General features: G+C 60.9%; 18 protein-coding genes and 2 pseudogenes. 15 read left to right on the top strand and 5 right to left on the bottom strand.

The genetic code is table 11. The features are described from left to right. Positions 1-44: 44 nt before the first annotated feature. The 5 genes from ctaD to ACMFWR_RS32285 all read left to right on the top strand — a co-directional run bounded on the left by ctaD (position 45) and on the right by ACMFWR_RS32285 (position 4897). Positions 45-2057: a cytochrome c oxidase subunit I gene (gene ctaD / locus ACMFWR_RS32265; protein WP_413197468.1), complete on the top strand. Its 2013-nt coding sequence runs from the start codon at positions 45-47 to the stop codon at positions 2055-2057. Continuing rightward, positions 2054-2674: a heme-copper oxidase subunit III gene (locus ACMFWR_RS32270; protein ID WP_413197469.1), complete on the top strand. Its 621-nt coding sequence runs from the start codon at positions 2054-2056 to the stop codon at positions 2672-2674. Before ctaD ends, ACMFWR_RS32270 begins: the two co-directional genes overlap by 4 nt. Beyond that, positions 2671-3150: a hypothetical protein gene (locus tag ACMFWR_RS32275; RefSeq protein WP_413197470.1), complete on the top strand. Its 480-nt coding sequence runs from the start codon at positions 2671-2673 to the stop codon at positions 3148-3150. The genes ACMFWR_RS32270 and ACMFWR_RS32275 overlap by 4 nt, the downstream gene beginning before the upstream one ends. Further along, positions 3147-4547, top strand: coding sequence for a c-type cytochrome (locus ACMFWR_RS32280; RefSeq protein WP_413197471.1), 1401 nt, complete (start codon positions 3147-3149; stop codon positions 4545-4547). The genes ACMFWR_RS32275 and ACMFWR_RS32280 overlap by 4 nt, the downstream gene beginning before the upstream one ends. 137 nt (positions 4548-4684) lie before the next feature. Then, a complete protein-coding gene (locus ACMFWR_RS32285; RefSeq protein WP_413197472.1) occupies positions 4685-4897 on the top strand; it encodes a DUF2795 domain-containing protein in 213 nt (70 codons plus the stop codon). Here the strand turns inward: ACMFWR_RS32285 and ACMFWR_RS32290 are convergent. Beyond that, positions 4894-5070, bottom strand: a complete 177-nt coding sequence (locus ACMFWR_RS32290) for a hypothetical protein (RefSeq protein WP_413197473.1) — start codon at positions 5068-5070, stop codon at positions 4894-4896. The two genes, ACMFWR_RS32285 and ACMFWR_RS32290, sit on opposite strands and share 4 nt — an antisense overlap. 153 nt (positions 5071-5223) lie before the next feature. Between ACMFWR_RS32290 and ACMFWR_RS32295 the strand changes: the two genes are divergently transcribed. From ACMFWR_RS32295 to ACMFWR_RS32335, 9 genes are all read left to right on the top strand, one after another. Then, entirely contained in the window at positions 5224-7020 is a 1797-nt protein-coding gene (locus tag ACMFWR_RS32295) for a thiamine pyrophosphate-requiring protein (protein WP_413197474.1), read from the top strand. Positions 7021-7027: 7 nt separating this feature from the next. After that, positions 7028-8194, top strand: a complete 1167-nt coding sequence (locus tag ACMFWR_RS32300) for an enolase C-terminal domain-like protein (RefSeq protein WP_413197475.1) — start codon at positions 7028-7030, stop codon at positions 8192-8194. A 56-nt stretch (positions 8195-8250) separates the two neighbouring features. Next, a complete protein-coding gene (locus tag ACMFWR_RS32305; RefSeq protein WP_413197476.1) occupies positions 8251-9273 on the top strand; it encodes a hypothetical protein in 1023 nt (340 codons plus the stop codon). Continuing rightward, positions 9242-9901 carry a gluconate 2-dehydrogenase subunit 3 family protein gene (locus ACMFWR_RS32310; protein ID WP_413197477.1) on the top strand — a complete coding sequence of 220 codons (660 nt, stop codon included), beginning with the start codon at positions 9242-9244 and terminating at the stop codon, positions 9899-9901. The genes ACMFWR_RS32305 and ACMFWR_RS32310 overlap by 32 nt, the downstream gene beginning before the upstream one ends. 67 nt (positions 9902-9968) lie before the next feature. After that, complete coding sequence (locus ACMFWR_RS32315) at positions 9969-11555, top strand: GMC family oxidoreductase (protein ID WP_413197773.1); 1587 nt, start codon at positions 9969-9971, stop codon at positions 11553-11555. A gap of 144 nt (positions 11556-11699) precedes the next feature. Further along, the gene (locus ACMFWR_RS32320; RefSeq protein WP_413197774.1) at positions 11700-12857 is read left to right on the top strand and encodes a Gfo/Idh/MocA family protein; all 1158 of its coding nucleotides are present in this window, start codon (positions 11700-11702) and stop codon (positions 12855-12857) included. Positions 12858-12902: 45 nt separating this feature from the next. Continuing rightward, positions 12903-13439, top strand: coding sequence for a hypothetical protein (locus tag ACMFWR_RS32325; protein WP_413197478.1), 537 nt, complete (start codon positions 12903-12905; stop codon positions 13437-13439). Positions 13440-13471: 32 nt separating this feature from the next. After that, a complete protein-coding gene (locus ACMFWR_RS32330; protein ID WP_413197479.1) occupies positions 13472-14470 on the top strand; it encodes an SDR family oxidoreductase in 999 nt (332 codons plus the stop codon). 5 nt (positions 14471-14475) lie between these two features. Further along, positions 14476-16254, top strand: a complete 1779-nt coding sequence (locus ACMFWR_RS32335; RefSeq protein ID WP_413197480.1) for a glycoside hydrolase family 15 protein — start codon at positions 14476-14478, stop codon at positions 16252-16254. Here ACMFWR_RS32335 and ACMFWR_RS32340 read toward each other — a convergent pair. Continuing rightward, positions 16219-16821 carry an NAD(P)H-binding protein gene (locus ACMFWR_RS32340; RefSeq protein WP_413197481.1) on the bottom strand — a complete coding sequence of 201 codons (603 nt, stop codon included), beginning with the start codon at positions 16819-16821 and terminating at the stop codon, positions 16219-16221. The genes ACMFWR_RS32335 and ACMFWR_RS32340 overlap by 36 nt on opposite strands. Positions 16822-16922: 101 nt before the next feature. On the opposite strand from ACMFWR_RS32340, the pseudogene ACMFWR_RS32345 reads away from it, so the two are divergent. Then, positions 16923-17614 (top strand): annotated as a pseudogene (locus ACMFWR_RS32345) (cupin domain-containing protein). Here ACMFWR_RS32345 and ACMFWR_RS32350 read toward each other — a convergent pair. The 3 genes and pseudogenes from ACMFWR_RS32350 to ACMFWR_RS32360 all read right to left on the bottom strand — a co-directional run. Beyond that, a pseudogene (locus tag ACMFWR_RS32350) lies at positions 17606-17899 on the bottom strand (transposase); the annotation flags it as partial. The pseudogenes ACMFWR_RS32345 and ACMFWR_RS32350 sit on opposite strands and share 9 nt — an antisense overlap. A gap of 271 nt (positions 17900-18170) precedes the next feature. Beyond that, a complete protein-coding gene (locus tag ACMFWR_RS32355; RefSeq protein WP_413197482.1) occupies positions 18171-18812 on the bottom strand; it encodes a DsbA family oxidoreductase in 642 nt (213 codons plus the stop codon). A 23-nt stretch (positions 18813-18835) separates the two neighbouring features. Further along, positions 18836-19747: an oxidoreductase gene (locus tag ACMFWR_RS32360; RefSeq protein WP_413197483.1), complete on the bottom strand. Its 912-nt coding sequence runs from the start codon at positions 19745-19747 to the stop codon at positions 18836-18838. Positions 19748-19761: the final 14 nt, after the last annotated feature.

Below are 19761 nucleotides of genomic sequence, written 5' to 3' on the forward strand. Positions count from 1 at the left end.
CGCCCAGTCTCGTTAGCCCTTACCCGAAGACACGCCACCGAACCATGTCAGATCATCCCGACACCTTTCCCCCTCCGGCTTGTGTAGACGACGCGCCGCCGCTCGCGCGGACGATTCGAATGGGCACCGTCGAGGCGGGCAGCGAGGCAGAGCGCCGGTTGCACGACCTTTGGGAAACCGAGCCGGGACTCAAAGGCTGGTTCGCCACGGTCGATCACAAGTCGATCGGGCTGCGCTACCTCGTGACCGCTTTCGCCTTTCTGATCGCGGGCGGTATCGAAGCCCTGATCATCCGCCTGCAACTTGCAAGGCCCAACCAGCATTTGCTGACGCCGGAGCAGTACAACCAGTTGTTCACCATGCACGGCTTGACGATGATTTTCTTGTATGCATTGCCGGTGCTGTCGGGATTTTCGAACTATCTATGGCCATTGGCGCTCGGCGCGCGCGACATGGCATTTCCGCGACTCAACGCCTTGTCGTACTGGATTTTTCTCTTTGCCGGGCTCTTTCTTTACGCGAGCTTTCCGCTCGGCGAGGCGCCCAATGCAGGTTGGTTCAATTACACGCCGCTTTCGGGTCTGCAGTACAACACCGGACCGAATATCGACGTCTATGCGCTTGGCATGGTGTTGCTCGGCATCTCGACCACCGTCGGTTCGATGAACTTCGTGGTCACGTTTCTACGCATGCGCGCACCGGGTATGTCGATCGATCGCGTACCGGTTCTCGTCTGGGGGACCTTGACGGCGTCCGGAGGCAACCTGCTGGCCGTGCCGTCAGTCAGTCTTGCGTTTCTGATGCTCTGGCTCGATCGCCGCATCGGCACACATTTCTTCGACGTGCTCAACGGCGGGCGTTCCTTGCTCTGGCAACACCTGTTCTGGATCTTCGCGCATCCGTGGGTCTATGCCGTCGTGCTGCCCGCCATGGGCATCGTCTCCGACGCGCTACCCGTCTTTTGTCGGCGTCCTTTGGTGGGCTATGTCCCGGTGGCCCTCTCGACCGTCGCAACGATGGTCGTGGGCTTTGTCGTCTGGATCCACCATATGTTTGCCACGGGCATTGCGCCGCTTGCGTTGTCGTTCTTTGGCTCGGCCAGCATGATCATCGCGATTCCAAGCGCGGTGGCGACCTTTGCATGGATCGCGACAATCTGGACCGGTCGGCCTGTATTCCGCGTACCGTTTCTGTATTTCGCAGGCTTTGTCTTTCTGTTCGTGATCGGCGGTCTGTCGGGCGTATTGACCGCGGCCGTGCCGCTCGACTGGCAATTGACCGACACCTATTTCGTCGTCGCCCATCTGCACTATGTGCTGCTTGGCATCAATGTCTTTCCCGTGATCGGCGGAATCTATTTCTGGTTTCCCAAATTCACCGGTCGTATGACACATGAGGCGCTGGGCCGTATCGCGTTCTGGATTCTCTTCGTCGGATTCAACGTCGCATTCTTCCCGATGCATATCGCCGGGCTGCTCGGCATGCCCAGGCGCATTTACACCTATGCGCCCGATATGGGCTGGAACACCGTCAATATGATCACCTCGATTGGCGCATTCGTCTTTGCACTGGGCGTGCTGCTGTTCATGATCGATGTGGCCTACAGCCTCAAGCGCGGCGCACTCGCCGGCGACAATCCGTGGGATGCACCGACACTGGAATGGTCGATCGCCTCCCCGCCTCCGCCCTACAACTTCGCGGTCGCGCCACTGGTCGCAAGCCGCCATCCCTTATGGGAAGACCGGCTCGACGGTGAGGCTCGCTCCGAGCTCAAGTACGGCTATCTGCTCGATCATGGACGCGAGGCCTTGGGCACCACCGTGGCCGATGCCGCGCCCGACGTCCTGCTCAAGATGCCCGAAGACACGATGGTTCCCTTCTGGCTGGGTCTCTCGACCACGCTGATTTTCTGTGGCCTGGCATTTCAGTCCTGGTGGTTCACCGCGCTTATGGTCTTCGCGTCGGGCGCGTGCATTGCAGCCTGGTTGTGGCCACAACGCGAACTTGGCCAGCGCGAACCCTCTTCTTCCTCCCTACACAGCGAGGCGCAGCCATGAGCAGTGTCTCGATGCGCGATCTGCCCGAAAGCGAAACGTTGCCCGTTGGCAGCCCGGGCGAACGCTCGGGCGGCTGGTGGGGGTGCCTGACGTTGATCGCAACAGAAGGCGCGCTGTTCGGGTATCTGATCGTGTCCTACCTCTATCTGGCCGTCCAGACGACAACACCGTGGCCTCCAGAAGGCCTGCCCAAACTTGGTCTTGGCTCGATCAATACGATCATTCTGCTTTTGAGCAGCGTGTTTGTCTGGTACGGCGAAAACTGCGTGCGCCGCTCGAACGCCCGCCGCAGCATGCTCTCCGTAGGCATCGCGATCGTGCTCGGGGCGATCTTCGTGGCCATTCAATTGCGCGAGTGGGCCAACCATCCCTATGGCATTCGCACGCATCTTTACGGCTCGCTTTACTTCACGATCACGGGATTTCATATGGCCCACGTGCTCATCGGGCTCGTCGTACTCGCATTTCTGCTGTTGTGGACCGCGCTGGGCTATTTCGATGCCGGGCGCAATGCGGCCTTGAGAATCGGCGGACTGTACTGGCACTTCGTTGATGTCGTCTGGTTGCTTATTTATTCGACCCTGTATCTGTCGCCTTATGTGCTGCGGAGACCATGATGCAGCGGCGACCTTCTGAGCCTTCCGCGGAACGCACTGCCTCGGGTTTGCCGCCACACGGCGCCACGCGAGCTGTGCCGGCCGGTCGCGCGCTGGCAGTCGGGCTTCTGCTGGCCCCATCTGCATGGATCTTTGAGACCAATGCGGCACAGACCATTGCGGCGCACGCGTGCTTTGCATCGGACAAGCCCACTACGGCCCCGATGTCGGTCGCATCCCTGACGTGGATCATGTCGCTCGTTGTCATCTCCCTGCTTTTGGCCATAGCAGGTTTCCTCACGGCGCTGCGCAACTGGAAACAGACGGCCACGCTTGCGAACACGATCCGGGCCGGTGGCGAGGTCGATCGACATGCTGGCGCGGTCTGTTTCCTGGCACGGGTGGGCACGATCTCGAGCGCCTTGTTCACGCTTGGCGTCGTGGCTTCCGCGCTCGCGTTGATCATCGTTTCGCCTTGCAAGGGATGGTCGCCATGATCCACGCACGGCGCGGATGGCCCACCGTCGCAACGATCAGTGCAGCGATCAGTGCGACGATCGTCGTGACGGGGATCGCCGCCGCGTGGGCCGTGCACGCCGCGAACGCAGCGCATGCCACAACACAGCCGGGAGCGGCACCCTCATCGAACGCGGTGTCCGGCGATCTTGCAGCGTCAATCAAACGTGGAGCCTATCTGGCGAAGATGGCGGATTGCGCAGGTTGCCACACTGCGACGCCCACCACCGACGCAAACGGCAATCTGACGAAGCCACCGGCCTTTGCCGGCAGTCTCCCGATGAATTCGCCGTTCGGCACGATCTACTCGAGCAATATCACGCCCGACCCGCGCTACGGCATCGGCGCCTACACCTATGAGCAATTTGCCCATGCCTTGCGCGACGGCGTCGCGCGCGATGGGAGCCATCTCTATCCGGCCATGCCGTTTCCCTCGTTTTCGAAGATCAACGAAAGCGATATGCGCGACCTTTACGCCTACTTCATGCACGGCGTCACGCCGGTCGCAACACCGGCTCACCAGACGCGCCTGCCCTTTCCATTCAATCAACGATGGGCACTCGGGATCTGGGCGTGGATGTTTTCGCCGAACCATCCCTATCAGGCGGATGCGAAACACGATGTCCACTGGAATCGAGGCGCCTACCTCGTGCAATCGCTCGGGCATTGCGGGGCGTGTCATACGCCAAGAGGTCCTGCTTACGAAGAATTGGGCTATACGGGATCGTCGCCTCTCTACTTGACGGGGGGAACCAACGATCACTGGTTTGCACCCGATCTGAGGTCGACTTCACCTTCCGGCCTGGGACGCATCCCCATAGCCGATGTTGCCGCGTTTCTCAAGCAAGGGCATGGCGGCGGGCTCGTCACGTTCGGCAGCATGGTTCAGGTCGTCGAGGACAGCACGCAATATGTCGACGAACAGGACCTCGACGACATCGCCACGTATTTGAAATCGCTGCCGCCAAGTGACTCGGCAAGCACCTACGCGCCGAACTCGCTCGGCGCTGCGCAAAGCGAGGACGCGCTTCGAACGGGCCACGTCGATCGCCCTGGGTCGGGCCTTTATCTCAGTGCTTGCGCGCGGTGTCATCAGGCAAACGGGCAAGGCGTCGAGGGCAAATACCCTGCGCTCGCAGGCAATCCCGCGGTACTGGGATCCGATACCCAGTCCCTGATACGCCTGCTGATCGAGGGTGGTCGAAGCCCCGCGACCGAAAGTGAACCCCTCCCGAGAAAAATGCCCTCGTTCAGCGACCAATTGACCGATAAGGAAATGGCACGAGTGCTGACGTTCGTTCGGACCACATGGGGAAACTCGTCGGCGCCCGTCACCGCTCGCGATGTCAGTCGCGTCCGGTCGGCGCTTCACCACTGATGGAGCGCCATCAAACCGTGCGATCCGGAGCATGGGCGCAGTCACGGGCACGACGGGTGCTCAATGAAAGGGATGGTCCGCTTGATCGCGATCGTCGATCGCTTCCCCCTTCAGCCACTCGAAATGGAAATGTCACGATGACTTCAGACACCTCCCCCCGAGACAACCCCGGACACCAATTGATCAATCTGCAAAAGGTGCTCAACGGTGCGCACTTTCCGGCCACGCGCGATCAATTGATCGAGACCGCCAAGCGCAACGGCGCCGACGACGAGATCATCGCATTTCTCGAGACACTTGACGACGCCGAATACGGAAGCGCCGCCGAAGTGTCGAATGCAGCGAGCTAGCCGTCTTCTCCAACCTCGCTCGGATCGGGTAACTCAGGCAGATCGTCCTTTTTTAAAGGATGGGGCTCACGCTTGCCGGTCGACGCAGCGCTCTCATCGGGCACTCGCATCGGGTCTCTGGTGCCCTCTTTCGAATCGGGAACGGGAACGGGTATGGTGGTCTGGCTGGTCATGACGGACTCCTTGAGTTGGTTCTCCAAATAAAAGCGCACGTCCCATGCCATGCCGCAGCGATCCGACGGTCGGCTATTTGACAGGAACGATCATTGCGTGGCGCAAGAAGTGTCGTCCCTTCTCTTGCAACCCGTTGCGCCTGCGGAGCACCTATGAGCCAGACCGTTGGAGATTTTCTGATCGAGCGCCTGCACGCATGGGGTGTGCGCCGCATTTTTGGTTACCCCGGCGACGGGATCAACGGCGTGTTCGGCGCCATGAATCGCGCCAACGGCAAGATCGAGTTCGTCCAGGTGCGTCACGAAGAAATGGCCGCCTTTATGGCCTCGGCGCATGCGAAGTTCACGGGAGAGCTCGGCGTGTGCATCGCCACCTCGGGACCAGGTGCATCGCATCTGATCACCGGCTTATACGACGCTCGAATGGACCATATGCCCGTGCTAGCCATCACCGGTCAGCAGGCGCGTGCTTCGCTGGGTGGTCACTATCAGCAGGAACTCGAGCTGGTATCGATGTTCAAGGATGTCGCGGGCGCGTTCGTAGCACAAGCCAGCGTACCTGCCCAGGTCCGGCATTTGGTCGACCGCGCGATCCGTACAGCGCTCGCCGAACGAAAAGTCACCGCGCTCATCTTGCCCAATGACCTTCAGGATTTACCGTACGAGGGACCAGGGCGCAAGCACGGCACTGTTCACTCGGGCGTAGGCTATCGCGCGCCGCACATCGTGCCCGCCGATGAAGACCTGCGCCGTGCCGCCGAGGTACTCAATGCCGGCAAGAGGGTCGCGATTCTGGTGGGCGCCGGGGCATTGCATGCGACCGACGAAGTCATTGCAATCGCGGAAAAGCTCGGCGCAGGCGTGGCAAAGGCGCTGCTGGGCAAGGCCGCTTTGCCCGACGATCTGCCGTATGTCACCGGCTCGATCGGCCTGCTCGGCACCAAGCCAAGCTATGAAATGATGAATTCGTGCGACACCTTGCTCATGATCGGCTCGGGGTTCCCGTATTCGGAATTTCTTCCCAAAGAAGGCGCGGCACGCGGCGTCCAGATCGATCTGCAGGCCGATATGCTGAGCCTGCGCTATCCGATGGAAGTCAATCTGGTTGGCGACAGCGTCCAAACGCTTCAGGCGCTGCTGCCACTCATCGAGCAGAAAACAGAACACGCATGGCCCCATCGCATTGAACGCTGGACCAAAGAGTGGTGGGAAACGCTCGACAAACGCGCCCATGTCGAGGGCAAGGATGCAGTGAACCCGCAACGTACCGTATGGGAGCTTTCGTCGCGGATTCCCCCAAATGCGATCGTGACGAGCGATTCCGGATCCTGCGCGAACTGGTACGCCCGTGACCTCAAGGTCAAGCGCGGCATGATGTGCTCGCTGTCGGGCGGACTCGCATCGATGGGTGCTGCCGTTCCGTATGCGATCGCGGCCAAGTTCGCCCATCCCGACCGACCCGTCATCGCGCTCGTTGGCGACGGTGCGATGCAGATGAACAATATGGCCGAACTCATTACGGTCGCGAAATATTGGAAATCCTGGTCCGATCCGCGCTGGATCTGCATGGTGCTTAACAACAGTGACCTGAACCAGGTGACGTGGGAACAGCGCGCCATGGAAGGCGACCCGAAATTCGAAGCGTCGCAAGACATTCCCTCGGTGCCCTATCACCGCTTTGCCGACATGATCGGGCTGGAAGGCATCTATGTCGACGATGCCGAACGCATGGGCGACGCCTGGGAGCGTGCACTCGCCGCGAACCGCCCCGTCGTGATCGAAGTCAAGGCCGATCCGAATATCGCACCCTTGCCGCCGCATATCACGCTGGCACAAGCCAAGACCTTTGCTGTCTCCATGGCCAAGGGTGATCCGGACGAAGGCAATGTGATCGTCGACACCGCCAAGCAGGTCCTCGATGCGGTGCTGCCGGGCCACAAGGGCAAGTGAGGCCGTGATGACTGAGGCGGCCGAGGGCGCAGCACCGCGCCACGCGAAGTCGGGCACCGATCCCGATGCACTGGACCGAAGTGGCGCGAAGCTCGGTTCGCTCCGTGCCAGCGCATATCGGATTCCGACGGATACACCGGAAGCCGATGGCACGTTTGCGTGGCACGCGACGACGCTGGTCATTGTCGAGCTCACCTCGAAGGGAATTACCGGGCTCGGCTATACGTACAGTGACCCGAGCCTGGTTCCCTTGATCGACGGCACGCTTGCGCCGGTGCTCGCCGACACCGAACTCGACGACATCGGTACGGTACACGCGCGAATGCAGCATCAGGTCCGAAACCTCGGTCGATCGGGCCTCGCGGCCACCGCGATATCGGCCATCGATTGTGCGCTGTGGGACTGGCAGGCGCGACGGCTCAACGTGCCATTGGCCGCGCTCCTGGGACAACGTCGAGAACGAGTCGCGGTCTATGGCAGTGGAGGATTCACAACCTACGACGATGCGCGCTTGCGCGAACAACTCGGCAAGTGGGTCCACGAGGACGGATGTCGTTGGGTCAAGCTCAAAGTGGGCAGTGATCCCCGGCGCGACCCTGAGCGCGTACGCGTTTCACGCGAAGCGATCGGCAACGACGCGGGATTGTTCGTCGATGCGAACGGTGCGTTCGATCGCGATACGGCGTTGCACTACGCACAGCGCTTTGCCGAATCCAATGTGATGTGGTTCGAAGAGCCCGTGTCGTCCGACGACGTCGAAGGCCTCGCTTCAATTCGGGCACGTGCACCCGCCGGCATGGCGATCGCGGCCGGCGAATATGGCTATATCGTCGATGATTTTCGGCGTCTGCTCAAGCGGCAGGCCGTCGATGTATTGCAAGCCGATCTCACACGATGCGGGGGTGTCACCGGCTTTATGCAGGTCGCTGCCCTTGCCGACGCATTTCATATTCCCCTCTCGGCGCATTGCGCACCGGCTTTGCATTTGCATGTCGCCTGCGCGGCGCTGCGTCTGCGCCATCAGGAATGGTTTCACGATCACGTACGCATTGAATCGATGCTGTTCGACGGCGCACCTCGCGTCGTCAAAGGCGAAATCGCCCCCGATCTTTCGAGAGCGGGGAACGGTCTCGAATTCAAGGTGCAGGACGCCGGGCGTTACAAGGTCGCATGAAAACCCTGACGATCCCCAACCTCGCCACGCACGGCTGACCCATAAGGATGTTTCCGATGAGTTCGACTCGATGGTTGGGCCTGCTGGGTGTGGCCGCCGGTGCCGCAGCGCTGGGCGCATTGGCGCCCCGAACCGGCCAGCAGATGTCGTCCGGCGCAGAACGGAAGGCCACGAGCGGGACCTCGTATGAGATTTCGCACGGGAGCTCGCTCAGGCCTGCGGTCGCAGCCCATATCGAAGCCGCGCACGGTTTCAATCACGCTTCCGCATGGCTTGCACTATCCGTGCTGGCCGACAGCGCGATGGAGCACTATCGCGCCAACTTCGATAATCGCGCCATGTTCGCACCGCCTCTGGTGGCAGGACTGACGCTCGCCGCAGGCTTGCACGGTCGCGCGGACCGTCGCGAAGTCTCACATGACGTTCGCCATGCAATATATCTGGGTGCAGCGCTGACCGGACTGGCGGGCACCGCGTTTCATGCCTACAACATCGGCAAGCGACCAGGCGGATTCAGTGCCCAGAACCTCATGCGTGCCGCGCCGATCGGCGCCCCCATCGCCCTGCTGCTGGCCGGCTCACTGGGTGCCACCAGCGAGCTCCTGCGCAACGAACCGGCGCACGACCCTCGCCTGTTCGGCATGCCCGCCGGAAAGGCCTTGGCGCTACTCGCCAGTGCGGGTCTGATCGGTACGTTCGGCGAGGCCGCCTTGCTGCATTTTCGCGGCGCCTATCAACACAAGGCCATGTATGCGCCCGTCACACTGCCTCCGCTCGCAGCGAGCTTGCTTGCGGGCGCCGCCTTGAGCGCTTCCCGGCCACATTGGCTTGCGCGACTCGGCATGCGCATGACCGCCGCACTCGGCTGGATCGGCGTCTGTTTCCACGCACGCGGCATTGCACGACGTCAGGGCGGATGGCGCAACTGGACCCAAAACCTGTTCGCCGGCCCCCCGCTGCCGGCGCCACCGAGTTTTTCAGCATTGGCGATCGCTGGACTTGCCGCGCTCGACCTGCTGGAATCGGAAATCCCGAAGGAACGAAGCCATGACGCGAGACACCCACTATCCAGGCTATGACGTGCTCGACAAGCGCGATTCGCCGTCGTGGGACGATGCGACTCGCGTGGTGATCGACGCAAGATTGAATACCGCGCCTGAGCCCGCATTCTTCTCCAGCGAGGAATGGGCGGCGGTAATGGCACTGTGCGACTGCGTCATGCCTCGTGCGGCGCGTCCCCCTGTGGTGCCGCTCGCGGCGATGCTCGACGACAAGCTCGCCCACGGACCCGGTGATGGCTATCGCGACGCGCGACTGCCGCCTCGTGACGAGGCGTGGCATCGAGGTCTCGCGGCACTCGACGCCGAGAGCGTGGCACGCGGGGGCGCGCCGTTCGCGCGGCTGCCGGCCAACGCGCAGCACGACATGGTGGAGCGCATGGCACGTGGCGAGCTCGTTGCCCGGGAATGGAAACGCATGCCAAGCGCCGTGTTCTTTAGCAAACGCGTGCTGCATGACATCACGTCCAGCTACTACGCTCACCCCCAGTCGTGGAGCGAAATGGGTTTTGGTGGCCCGGCCAATCCACGCGGCTATGTTCGTCTGATCGAAAGCCGGCGTGACCCGTGGGAGCCCACGGAGTCGACCGAGCGCGACGATGCGGATCGGCGCGCCCGGGTGACCAAGGAGAACCGGCGTGTCCGTTGATTCAAAAAGCGCTCTCGAAGAAGCACTGCACACCCCGCGCGGCGCGCAGGGTCGCGCCCCCGACGTCATGGTGCCGAGCGGCTGGGTACCGATGCGCCAGTACTCCAACGATGATGAGGTCGATTTCGCAATCGTAGGAACGGGTGCGGGCGGCGGAACGCTTGCCTGCCGGCTCGCCGAAAAGGGATTCAGCGTGGTCGGCTTCGACGCCGGCGCATGGTGGCGCCCGCTCGAAGAGTTTGCATCGGACGAATCACATCAGGCCAAACTGTACTGGACCGACGAACGCATCTGCGACGGTGAGAATCCGCTACAACTCGGCAGTAACAACAGTGGTCAGGCAGTGGGCGGCAGCACCGTGCACTTTGCGATGGTGTCTTTGCGGTTTCGTCCTGAATGGTTCAAGTCTCGCAGCCTTCTCGGCTACGGCGCCGATTGGCCGCTCGACTGGCAAGAGATGTGGGATTACTACGGCCAGGTCGAGCAAGCGCTGGGCATTTCCGGGCCGGTCAGCTATCCATGGGGTCCAAAGCGGCCGCGCTACCCCTATCGCGCGCATGAACTTAATGAAGCGGCGCGCGTGCTGGCCCGCGGTGCCGAAGCGCTGGGCATCGACTGGGCGGCCACACCGCTCGCCACCTTGTCGGCTCCGCGGGGGTCGGCGCATCCGTGCGTGTATCGCGGGTTTTGTGTGACAGGATGCGCCACGAACGCAAAGCAGAGCGTGCTGGTCACGTGGATTCCCAAAGCCATCGCAGCAGGCGCCGAGATTCGCGACCTGGCCATGGTCGGGCGAGTCGTCACGAACGATGACGATCGTGCCATCGGTGTGGAGTATTTCCGTGAAGGTCGCTGGCAATTTCAACGTGCAAAAAACGTGGTCGTCGCGGGCTATGCGATCGAAACACCGCGCCTGTTGCTCAACTCCGCGACAAACCGGTTTCCGGATGGACTCGCCAACCGCTCCGGACTCGTCGGCAAGAATTTGATGGTGCAGGCCAATCAGGCCGTGTTTGGCTCTTTTGAAGAAGAGGTGCGCTGGTACAAGGGCCCTCCTTCGCTTGCGATTACAGAGCATTGGAACTACAAGGATGCGGGCAAGGATTTCTTCGGCGGCTATTCCTATATGAGCCAGGGACCCTTGCCCGTCGTCTGGGCCTCCGCACAAACCGGCCGTGGCTTATGGGGCGACGCGCTGGGCGACGCGATGCTCGACTACAACCATCAGGCGGGGCTCAAGATCGTGGGCGAAATGATGCCCCAGGAGCGCAACCGAGTCACACTGGCTGACGAAAAAGATCGATACGGTCTGCCGATCGCACGTGTGACGTACTCCTGGTGCGACAACGACAAGCGCCTGATTGCGCATTCGCTCGACTTTATGGAGCGCGCTTTGGGTGCCGCCGGCGGCAAGAACATCTGGCGTCAGACCGATGACACCTGCCACTTGAATGGCACCGCACGCATGGGCGCCCACGCATCGACCAGCGTCGTCAATGCCGACTGTCGAAGCTGGGATGTGCCCAACCTCTGGATCTGTGACGGCTCGGTGTTTCCGACTGTTGGCGGCGTCAATCCATCACTGACGATCCAGGCCATCGCGTGTCGCACGGCCGACCGGATCGAGGCGCTGGCGAAGCGCGGAGAGCTCTAGGGAAAGCACGGCGCACGCGTTTTCGATACCGATCCGTCGCCCCGCTTTTTATGACTGGAATGATCGTTGCGAAAGCAAGGAAGACAACTACCGCTGGCGATGCCCGCCATTCGACTTCCTCATTTCCTTGCCGGAGGCGCCACCATGAGCATCCTTTCAACACTCGGACTCAGTTCCGATCGAAAAATCCGCTACGCGATCGTCGGACTCGGCGACATTGCTCAAGAAGCCATGATGCCTGGCGTCAAGCATACCGGGAACTCCGAAATTGCCGCCCTTGTTACGGGAGACCTGGAAAAGGCGCGTGCGCTCGGCAAGATCTATGACGTCAGCGACATCTACACCTACGAACAGTTCGGTCAATTGCTTGCGTCGAACAAAGTCGATGCGATCTACCTGGCGACTCCCAACTGGCGTCACGCAGAATTTGCTATTCCCGCTTTAAAAGCGGGGGTGCACGTTCTGACAGAAAAGCCGCTCGAAATCTCGACGTCTCAGTGCGAAGCCATCAAGCAGGCAGCACGAGCGTCGAACGCAAAAATCATGGTCGCCTATCGTCTGCACTTCGAGCCCGGCACACTTTCCACGATCGAGCGCATTCGTACAGGTGAAATCGGCGAGGTGAAGCTCTTCACGTCGACATTCGTTCAACGAGTCGACCCCGAAAATCACCGTGCACAAAACGGCGTAGCTGCTGGCCCGTTATTCGACATGGGACCCTATCCCCTGAATGCGGCCCGATACGTGTTCGGAGCGGAACCCGTCGAAGTCATTTCGGCAGTGGGTACGCGAGACCCCGCCGCAGGTCTTGGCGACTTTGATCACACCGTGGCCGTTACGTTGCGCTTTCCAGAGGGTCGTTTGGCGCAGTTCGTAGTGTCGTACGCGCTCAACGCCCTAGAGTCTTACTTCGCGGTCGGTACGCAGGGCAGCATCGGGATGCAGCCCTGCTACACCTACGGCAAGTCGCTCGAGCAGACGGTGACGAGCGGTCAGGATGAAAAAACGCACGCCTTCAAGAACACCGACCACTTCGGTGGCGAGCTCAAGTACTTCTCCGATTGCATCCTGAACGATCGCGAGCCCGAACCGGGGATCGAGGAAGGCTACGCCGACGTACGCGTTCTCGAGGCCATCGCCACGGCCGTCGAGACCGGCGGACGGGTCGGCCTTGAACCTTTCGACCGCGCGCAGCGCATCGACACGTCGGCCCAGATGGAAAAGCTCCGTGCCGTCAAATCACCCGAGCTGGTCGGCGTCAGCAACCCGGCAGCCGGAATCGACAAAGTCCCGAAAAATTGAGCGAAGCCGCGTCGCGTTTTTGCTCAACCATGAAAGGAGGAAACCATGCACTGGATCGACCCGCAAAGCCTGCCCGCGACCCGGGGGGTCGTCGCACAGATCTTTGCCAACGGCGCGGGAGAGCTCGACGGCCTGATACTTCGCAACGACCAGGTCGTTCACTTTCCTCCGCATTTGTCCGACTGGGTAGCAAAACATGTTCACGTCGGGGATAAAGTCTCCATTCGCGGCCTGAAGACACGCCAGGCGGGTTCGATCACTGCGGTCTCGATCTCGGGCAAGGATGGCAAGTCCATCGTTGACGAAGGGCCTCACAACGGCACGCCAGGGCACAAGGTCCTCGCCAGGCCGATCGGCCCCACCGAGACGCAAGGCACGGTTCGTTCACCGATCTATGGTGCGAAAGGCGAAGTGCACGGCGCACTGCTCGACAACGGCGTCGTGCTTCGGGTGGCACCCCATGCAGCGTCATCCCTTGCGGACTACCTTTCGCAAGGCGCGTCGATCTTCGCAAGCGGCGCCGGGCTCAAGGGTCGCTATGGATACGTCATCGAAGTCGAAGAACTGGCTCATTGGATTTAGGTTCGATCGAGCAAAACCGAGGCGGAGCAACTATGGCAAAAGTCGTCGTCATCACGGGCGCCGGTGCGGGCGTGGGTCGTGCCACGGCAGAAGCATTTGCCCGCCTCGGCTATGACGTAGCCCTGCTGTCACGCAACGCAGAGCGCCTGCAGGCCGCCGCCGAAGCAATACGAAAGCGGCATGGCGTACGCGCGTTGGCCATTCCCACCGATGTCGCGCACTCGCGGGCCGTCGAGGCGGCGGCATCGCAGGTGGAAGCTGCGTTGGGCTCGCCGGATATCTGGGTCAATGCTGCGATGGCAACCGTGTTCGCTCCGGTCAGCTTGCTCGAGGCGGAGGAAATCGAACGCGCGACCCGGGTCACGTATCTCGGGCAAGTCCATGGAACGATGGCCGCGCTCAAGCACATGCGCCCTCGCAACAGGGGCGTCATCGTGAACGTGGGCTCTGCTTTGTGCTATCGGTCAGTGCCGCTTCAGTCCGCATACTGCGGCGCAAAGGCTGCAGTGCGCGGATTTACCGACTCCCTGCGATCGGAATTGATCCACGACGGGGTGCGCGTCCATCTGACGATGGTCCATCTCCCGGCGGTCAATACCCCGCAATTCGACTGGGCCGTCAACAAAATGGGGCTCCGTGCAAGACCCGTGGCCCCTATTTTCCAGCCTGAGGTCGCAGCACGTGCCATCGTCTTTGCAGCGACACATCGCCGCCGTCAGGTGTATGTCGGATGGTCTACCGTCAAAGCCATCCTCGCGGATCACATCGCGCCTTCGCTGATCGATCGATACCTCGCCCGCGCGGGGTATGACGGGCAGCTTACCGATGAAACACTTCCGGCTGATGCACCCGGCAATCTGTTCGACTCCGTGCCAGGCGACTATGGGTCGCATGGTCGTTTTAATGCCACGTCACGGTCGACGAACCAAGCGCTCTTCACGGATCGCCACCGCGCGGTGTGTTGGGCGCTTGCCGCCGTCACGGCAAGCGCAGTGATAGGACGCGCTCTCATCCCCCGGCGACGAGGTTGACAGCGATGAACCCGCCGATCGAAGACTACGCCTTGCTCGGCGATGGCAGGACCGCCGCACTGGTGAGTCGCGACGGTTCGGTGGACTGGTTATGCTTGCCGCGTTTCGACGGCGATGCCTGCTTTGCGTCATTGCTTGGTGGGCCGGAAAACGGCTGCTGGACGCTCGCGCCCTGCTCGGACGTGGTCGAGCGCCGGCGCCGCTACCGCGAGGATACGCTGATCGTCGAAACCGACCTCAGCGGCGCGGATGGCTGCGTACGCTTGATTGACTTTATGCCCATCGGAGTGGGGCCGAGCTCACTGGTGCGCATCGTAAAAGGCCTGCGTGGCGTGGTGCAAATGCGCTCGAGTCTGAGATTGCGTTTCGACTACGGGGCGCTGGCGCCGCTTTCGACCAAGGTTGGCGACACCGTCCAGGCGTGCCTCGGACCCCATCTAATCGTGCTGCGTGCCGACACGCGTCTCGAACTCCATGACGACCTTGTCGACGCAACATTCGAAGTCGTTGAAGGCATGAGCGTGAGCTTCGTCATGCGCTACGCCGATGCGCAATCGCGGGCACCTGACGTGCTCGATCCGCAAAGCGCCCTGACATCGACCGAGCGCTATTGGCAGCAATGGATCGCAAGATTCGACAACGACAGGACCGCGTGGCCTACCGTCGTGCGGCGTTCGCTGCTGACGATCCGGGCGCTGACCTATCATCCGTCGGGCGCCATCGTGGCGGCACCGACCACGTCCCTGCCCGAAGTACCTGCCGGCAAACTGAACTGGGACTATCGCTATTGCTGGTTACGTGATGCGAGCTTCGCGGTCGTCGCGCTGCTCAATGCGGGATTCCACGACGAGGCGACCGCGTGGCGCGACTGGTTGCTGCGCACCCTGGGCGCGGCACCCGAGCACATTCGAGTCATGTACCGACCGGATGGGAGCCGCCATTTGCCCGAGTGGACGCCCGATTGGCTCCCGGGTCATCGCTACGCAAAGCCTGTGCGAGTGGGCAATGCAGCAGCCGATCAGAAACAGATCGATGTGTTGGGTGAGGTCGTTGATTGCCTTCACGTCTTGCGACGCGCAGGGCTGCCCTCCACGCCCGACGGCGAGCACATTGAACGGCACATCGTTGAGCATCTGGAGCGCGTTTGGAACACGCCGAGCTCGGGCATCTGGGAGTCACGCACCGAACCATGCCACTACACCTATTCCAGGGTGATGGTTTGGGTGGCCCTTGATCGCTTCGTACGCCGGGGTATCGACGACGACGAAAATCGAAAACCAACGATCGAGCGCCTGACTACGCTACGCGACATCATTCACGCCGAAGTCTGTCGCGAAGCGTGGAACGAACGCGTTGGCAGTTTTACGCAGAGCTATGAAAGCGATACGCTTGATGCAAGCGTCCTATTGATGCCCTTGGTCGGATTTCTGCCAGCCGATGATCCGCGTATGGCCTCGACCATCGAGACGATCCGTCGCGAACTTTCCGATCATGAGTTGATCCGTCGTCGCAAAAAGCCCGAAACCGGTCCCGACGAGGGCGCCTTTCTCGCCTGCTCATGCTGGATGGCGGATTGTTTGATGATGCAAGGACGTCAGGCACTCGCGCGGGAGCAGTTTGAACACGTGTTGAGCGTGGCAAACGACGTCGGGCTATTCGCGGAAGAGTACAACACGCAACGTAAAGAGCTCGCCGGGAATTTTCCTCAAGTCCTGACCCATCTGGCCATCATCAATACAGCTTTAGGACTATGCGGGCCGGTGCTCCAGCGAGGCGGGGGATAGTCCGCATCCCCCGTGGGTCAGGATTGAGTGCGCATCAACAGTCCAAGGCACTCTAAGGTCTGGATCCATCGTCCCGAACATCACGCCCGACTCTTTCATTGAACTGGTCTGGCGCAGGAAATTCTCCATGAACGACGGCATTGCGAGCGAGCGGAATGCGGCGGCACTCGATGCCAGCAGGTCATCCATCTCTAGCGACGCGGTCACGAGACCGGCGCACTTTTCCCATCGGGTCCCGCGCCCGATGCCGGTCACGCTGACGACCCGCTTTTTGCCGAGCCGCCGAATCACGGTGGCCGCTGGACGCGCGAATTCTACGTAGGCCTGCACTGGTGTCTTTTTAGTGTCGGGAGGTGCTACCCAGAACAACGCATCGGCATCATGCAGGGCATGCTCAACAACGACGCCGTCACCGTGCGAGCCTTGAATGACTTCCACACGATCGAGTACGGATTTCGGAAGCTTGTCGGGATCGCGGGCGATAATGCGAACCGGCTGGCCCGCATCGAGCAAGAGCCGCGTAAGATCGAAGCCGATCTGGCCGGTAGGGGTGGTGACTACAATCATGAAGAACCTCGTCCGAGAGTAATGCCGCAGTATGGGTTCTAGCCACCGGACCGATCTATACTCAAGCGTATTTTTTCTTTTCGCTATCGTATGGTCGTGCCATGGACCCACTTTCCGACGTCATCGCACTGCTCAAGCCCAAGAGCTATATCACCGCCGGCTTTGACGCGGGTGGTACGTGGGCGGTGCGCTTCGCGGGCCACCTTGGTCGCATCAAATGCTATGCCGTCACTCGAGGCGAATGCTGGCTCGCTCTCGACGGAGTCGTGGGGAGAACGCGTTTGCGTGAAAATGATTGCTTTGTTCTGCCGCGTGGCCACGGCTTTACGCTGGCTAGCGACATCGATGCCAAGCCTCTCTCCGCTCGCAGCGTATTTGCCGACGCGCAGTACGGTGGGATTGTCGTGCATCAAGACGGGGGCGACGTCTTCCTCGCGGGAAGCCGATTCGACGTGGATACGCATCAAGCGGAATCGCTACTGGGGTGCTTCCAGCTCTCGTCCACATCGAGGAAGCGGTTGCTCAAGCCACGCTCAGCTGGCTGATCGAAAGAATGATGAAGGAGGCGCGAGATCAGAAAGCCGGCGCATCCCTGGCAGCGAATCACCTCGCTCAGCTTATGTTGCTTGAGGCGCTTCGCCTTTATTTGGCGATGAAAAAGCCGGAGGGCGTTGGATGGTTTTTTGCGCTAGCGGATACCCGACTCACCGCTGCTCTGAAAGGGATGCATGCCGAACCTGGCCGGCCTTGGACCCTCGAAGCGCTCGCCCGTCTCGCGGGAATGGCCGGTTAGCCACATGAGTTCGACATTGCGCTGGCATTCGCGCTCGAGCCGTCGACTGGACGCAATCCGGTTCAAATACCCGTAGATGTAGATCTTGAGCATCACCGCCGGGTGGTAGGAGGGACGGCCTGTGCTGGCCGGCGACGCGCCTTCGAAGCCCAGCGACGCCAGATCGAGTTCGTCGACGAAGACGTCCACGACCCTCACTGGGTTGTCCTCTCCTATATAGTCATCAACGCATTCGGGAAGTAGTGCGACCTGCTTGCGGTCATCGCCTTCAACGAATCGCTTCATGAGTCACTTGGCCTGAATGCGTTGATTCAGTTTAGGCGACGAAGCACGTTTTCACACAGCCTCGGCCAAACAGAGCCCGATTCGACGGATCTTTGCCGCAACTCATTACGGTCGATCCTCGAATCTCGGTCCCTTCGTCGCTTCTTAAAGTACTGCGGTCATCCGACGGCCGGTCTTGTTGGTCGGGCATCGGCCGCAGTCGTCAGCTCCGCAAAACCTTATCGACCTGGTGTAGGCCGGGTTTCGAGTCATTAAATTTGAGGAAGCCGCGTCAGAGAGAGATTGCGTCCAAAGCTTCGTGTATCGCCGCAGCAATCTCGTCTTCGCTGCGCCCCCCATTAATAGCAATGCTTCCCCCAAAGACAAAGTGAGGAACCGAACGGACACCGGCATTCGCGGACCTAGCCGCTTCCTCTTCGACGCGACGGTGCTGCTTGGGATCAAGTGCAATGGCACGCGCCTGATCGCGATCAAAACCGTAGTCGGCTGCGATGTCGACCAGCACATCTGCATCCGAGATGTCCTTCGCTGCGATGAAGTACGCATCGGTGATCGCAACCGCGAGCCTGTGCTGCGTGCTACGCCCAGCGGCTGCCAGAATCACGGCATGAGCCGCCTGGGTCGGATAGGCCCAGAGCTGGCGACCAAGATCCAGGTCGAAGCCCGAAGCGCGAGCTTCTCCCTCGGGGCGAGCAAAGGCGACCTTCGGATCGGTGATGCCGTAGCGCGACCGCAGCAGGTCGGGAATGTAAAGGCCGCCTGCCGGCGCATCAGGCAGCAGCAGGACGGGATGCTGCCGGACATCAACGACCAGGTCAGGAAAACGCTCCGCCAGCACCTTGTCGAGACGGTGATATCCGACGATGCACCACGGGCATGTGATTTCAGTATAGAGGTCGATCTGCATCGCCATGTTCTCGTGATCCTATCTTCGCGCTATAAATTTGAAGGTAGTTCGGCCTCGATTCCGGTCAGTTGAACCGATACGTCCCACAGTCGTCTTGCGAGTTCCGGACTCCGCGCGTCCTTAGACGGCGTGCATTCGCCAGAGGGGCCTCGCAATTCGGAAGTTCTCGTCGGCCCGTAATAGCCGCCTGACTTTATTTGTCCGGTCGCCGCTTGCAACGCACCCCACGCGCCCTGAGCCGGCGTGTTGAAGAACAGGCCGATGAATGACATTGCGATGCTGCCCCACCAGCTTTCGCGCGCAAGGTTGGTTCCGGCAAGTCCCGGATGACAGGCCACCGCCGTAACAGGTATGCCTGCCGCTCGCAGTCGCCGATCCAACTCAAAGATAAAAAGTAGATTCGCCAGCTTGCTGGCTGCATAGCGAGGCATCCACTTGTAGCTCTTCTGCGCATCAAGATCGTCCCACTCGATCTTCGCGTTCCTGTGCAGACCGCTGCTCGTGACAACGATGCGTGATCCGGGCGTTTCCATGAGCTTGGGTAACGTGAGCGCGGTAAACGCGAAGCAGCCAAGATGATTGACGCCGAATGTCAGCTCGAAGCCTTGAGTCGTGTGTTTTAGCTTCGGCCCTTGCACGCCCGCATTATTAATGAGCGCGTCGATACGCGGCTCATTTTCGGCCAGTTTTGCTGCGTTCCGCACACTCGTCAGGTCTGCGAGGTCAAGCGGCAGGAATGCGAGATTTGCTCCAGGGCTCTTCAGACGAATCCGGCTCATAGCAGCTTCTGCTTTCGCCCCATCGCGGCACGCGAGAAGCACTCTGCCTCGGCGCGCCGCCAACGCACTTGCTATTTCAAAACCTATGCCGGTGTTGGCACCGGTGACGATAAAGGTCTTACCCGATTGATCGGGTACGTCAGCATGGGTGAATCCGCTCATGGCGTGGACCTTGT

Origin of the sequence: Pararobbsia alpina (assembly GCF_965118125.1) — a bacterium.
Lineage (GTDB): Bacteria > Pseudomonadota > Gammaproteobacteria > Burkholderiales > Burkholderiaceae > Pararobbsia > Pararobbsia alpina_A.

Excerpts from the sequence above, each read along its gene's own strand:
- ACMFWR_RS32340 (WP_413197481.1), bottom strand. The coding sequence starts at position 16,821 with ATGATTGTAGTCACCACCCCTACCGGCCAGATCGGCTTCGATCTTACG.
- ACMFWR_RS32275 (WP_413197470.1), top strand. The coding sequence starts at position 2,671 with ATGATGCAGCGGCGACCTTCTGAGCCTTCCGCGGAACGCACTGCCTCG.
- ACMFWR_RS32285 (WP_413197472.1), top strand. The coding sequence starts at position 4,685 with ATGACTTCAGACACCTCCCCCCGAGACAACCCCGGACACCAATTGATC.
- ctaD (WP_413197468.1), top strand. The coding sequence starts at position 45 with ATGTCAGATCATCCCGACACCTTTCCCCCTCCGGCTTGTGTAGACGAC.
- ACMFWR_RS32360 (WP_413197483.1), bottom strand. The coding sequence starts at position 19,747 with ATGAGCGGATTCACCCATGCTGACGTACCCGATCAATCGGGTAAGACC.
- ACMFWR_RS32325 (WP_413197478.1), top strand. The coding sequence starts at position 12,903 with ATGCACTGGATCGACCCGCAAAGCCTGCCCGCGACCCGGGGGGTCGTC.
- ACMFWR_RS32305 (WP_413197476.1), top strand. The coding sequence starts at position 8,251 with ATGAGTTCGACTCGATGGTTGGGCCTGCTGGGTGTGGCCGCCGGTGCC.
- ACMFWR_RS32310 (WP_413197477.1), top strand. The coding sequence starts at position 9,242 with ATGACGCGAGACACCCACTATCCAGGCTATGACGTGCTCGACAAGCGC.
- ACMFWR_RS32355 (WP_413197482.1), bottom strand. The coding sequence starts at position 18,812 with ATGGCGATGCAGATCGACCTCTATACTGAAATCACATGCCCGTGGTGC.
- ACMFWR_RS32300 (WP_413197475.1), top strand. The coding sequence starts at position 7,028 with ATGACTGAGGCGGCCGAGGGCGCAGCACCGCGCCACGCGAAGTCGGGC.
- ACMFWR_RS32280 (WP_413197471.1), top strand. The coding sequence starts at position 3,147 with ATGATCCACGCACGGCGCGGATGGCCCACCGTCGCAACGATCAGTGCA.
- ACMFWR_RS32335 (WP_413197480.1), top strand. The coding sequence starts at position 14,476 with ATGAACCCGCCGATCGAAGACTACGCCTTGCTCGGCGATGGCAGGACC.
- ACMFWR_RS32320 (WP_413197774.1), top strand. The coding sequence starts at position 11,700 with ATGAGCATCCTTTCAACACTCGGACTCAGTTCCGATCGAAAAATCCGC.
- ACMFWR_RS32315 (WP_413197773.1), top strand. The coding sequence starts at position 9,969 with ATGGTGCCGAGCGGCTGGGTACCGATGCGCCAGTACTCCAACGATGAT.
- ACMFWR_RS32295 (WP_413197474.1), top strand. The coding sequence starts at position 5,224 with ATGAGCCAGACCGTTGGAGATTTTCTGATCGAGCGCCTGCACGCATGG.
- ACMFWR_RS32290 (WP_413197473.1), bottom strand. The coding sequence starts at position 5,070 with ATGACCAGCCAGACCACCATACCCGTTCCCGTTCCCGATTCGAAAGAG.
- ACMFWR_RS32330 (WP_413197479.1), top strand. The coding sequence starts at position 13,472 with ATGGCAAAAGTCGTCGTCATCACGGGCGCCGGTGCGGGCGTGGGTCGT.
- ACMFWR_RS32270 (WP_413197469.1), top strand. The coding sequence starts at position 2,054 with ATGAGCAGTGTCTCGATGCGCGATCTGCCCGAAAGCGAAACGTTGCCC.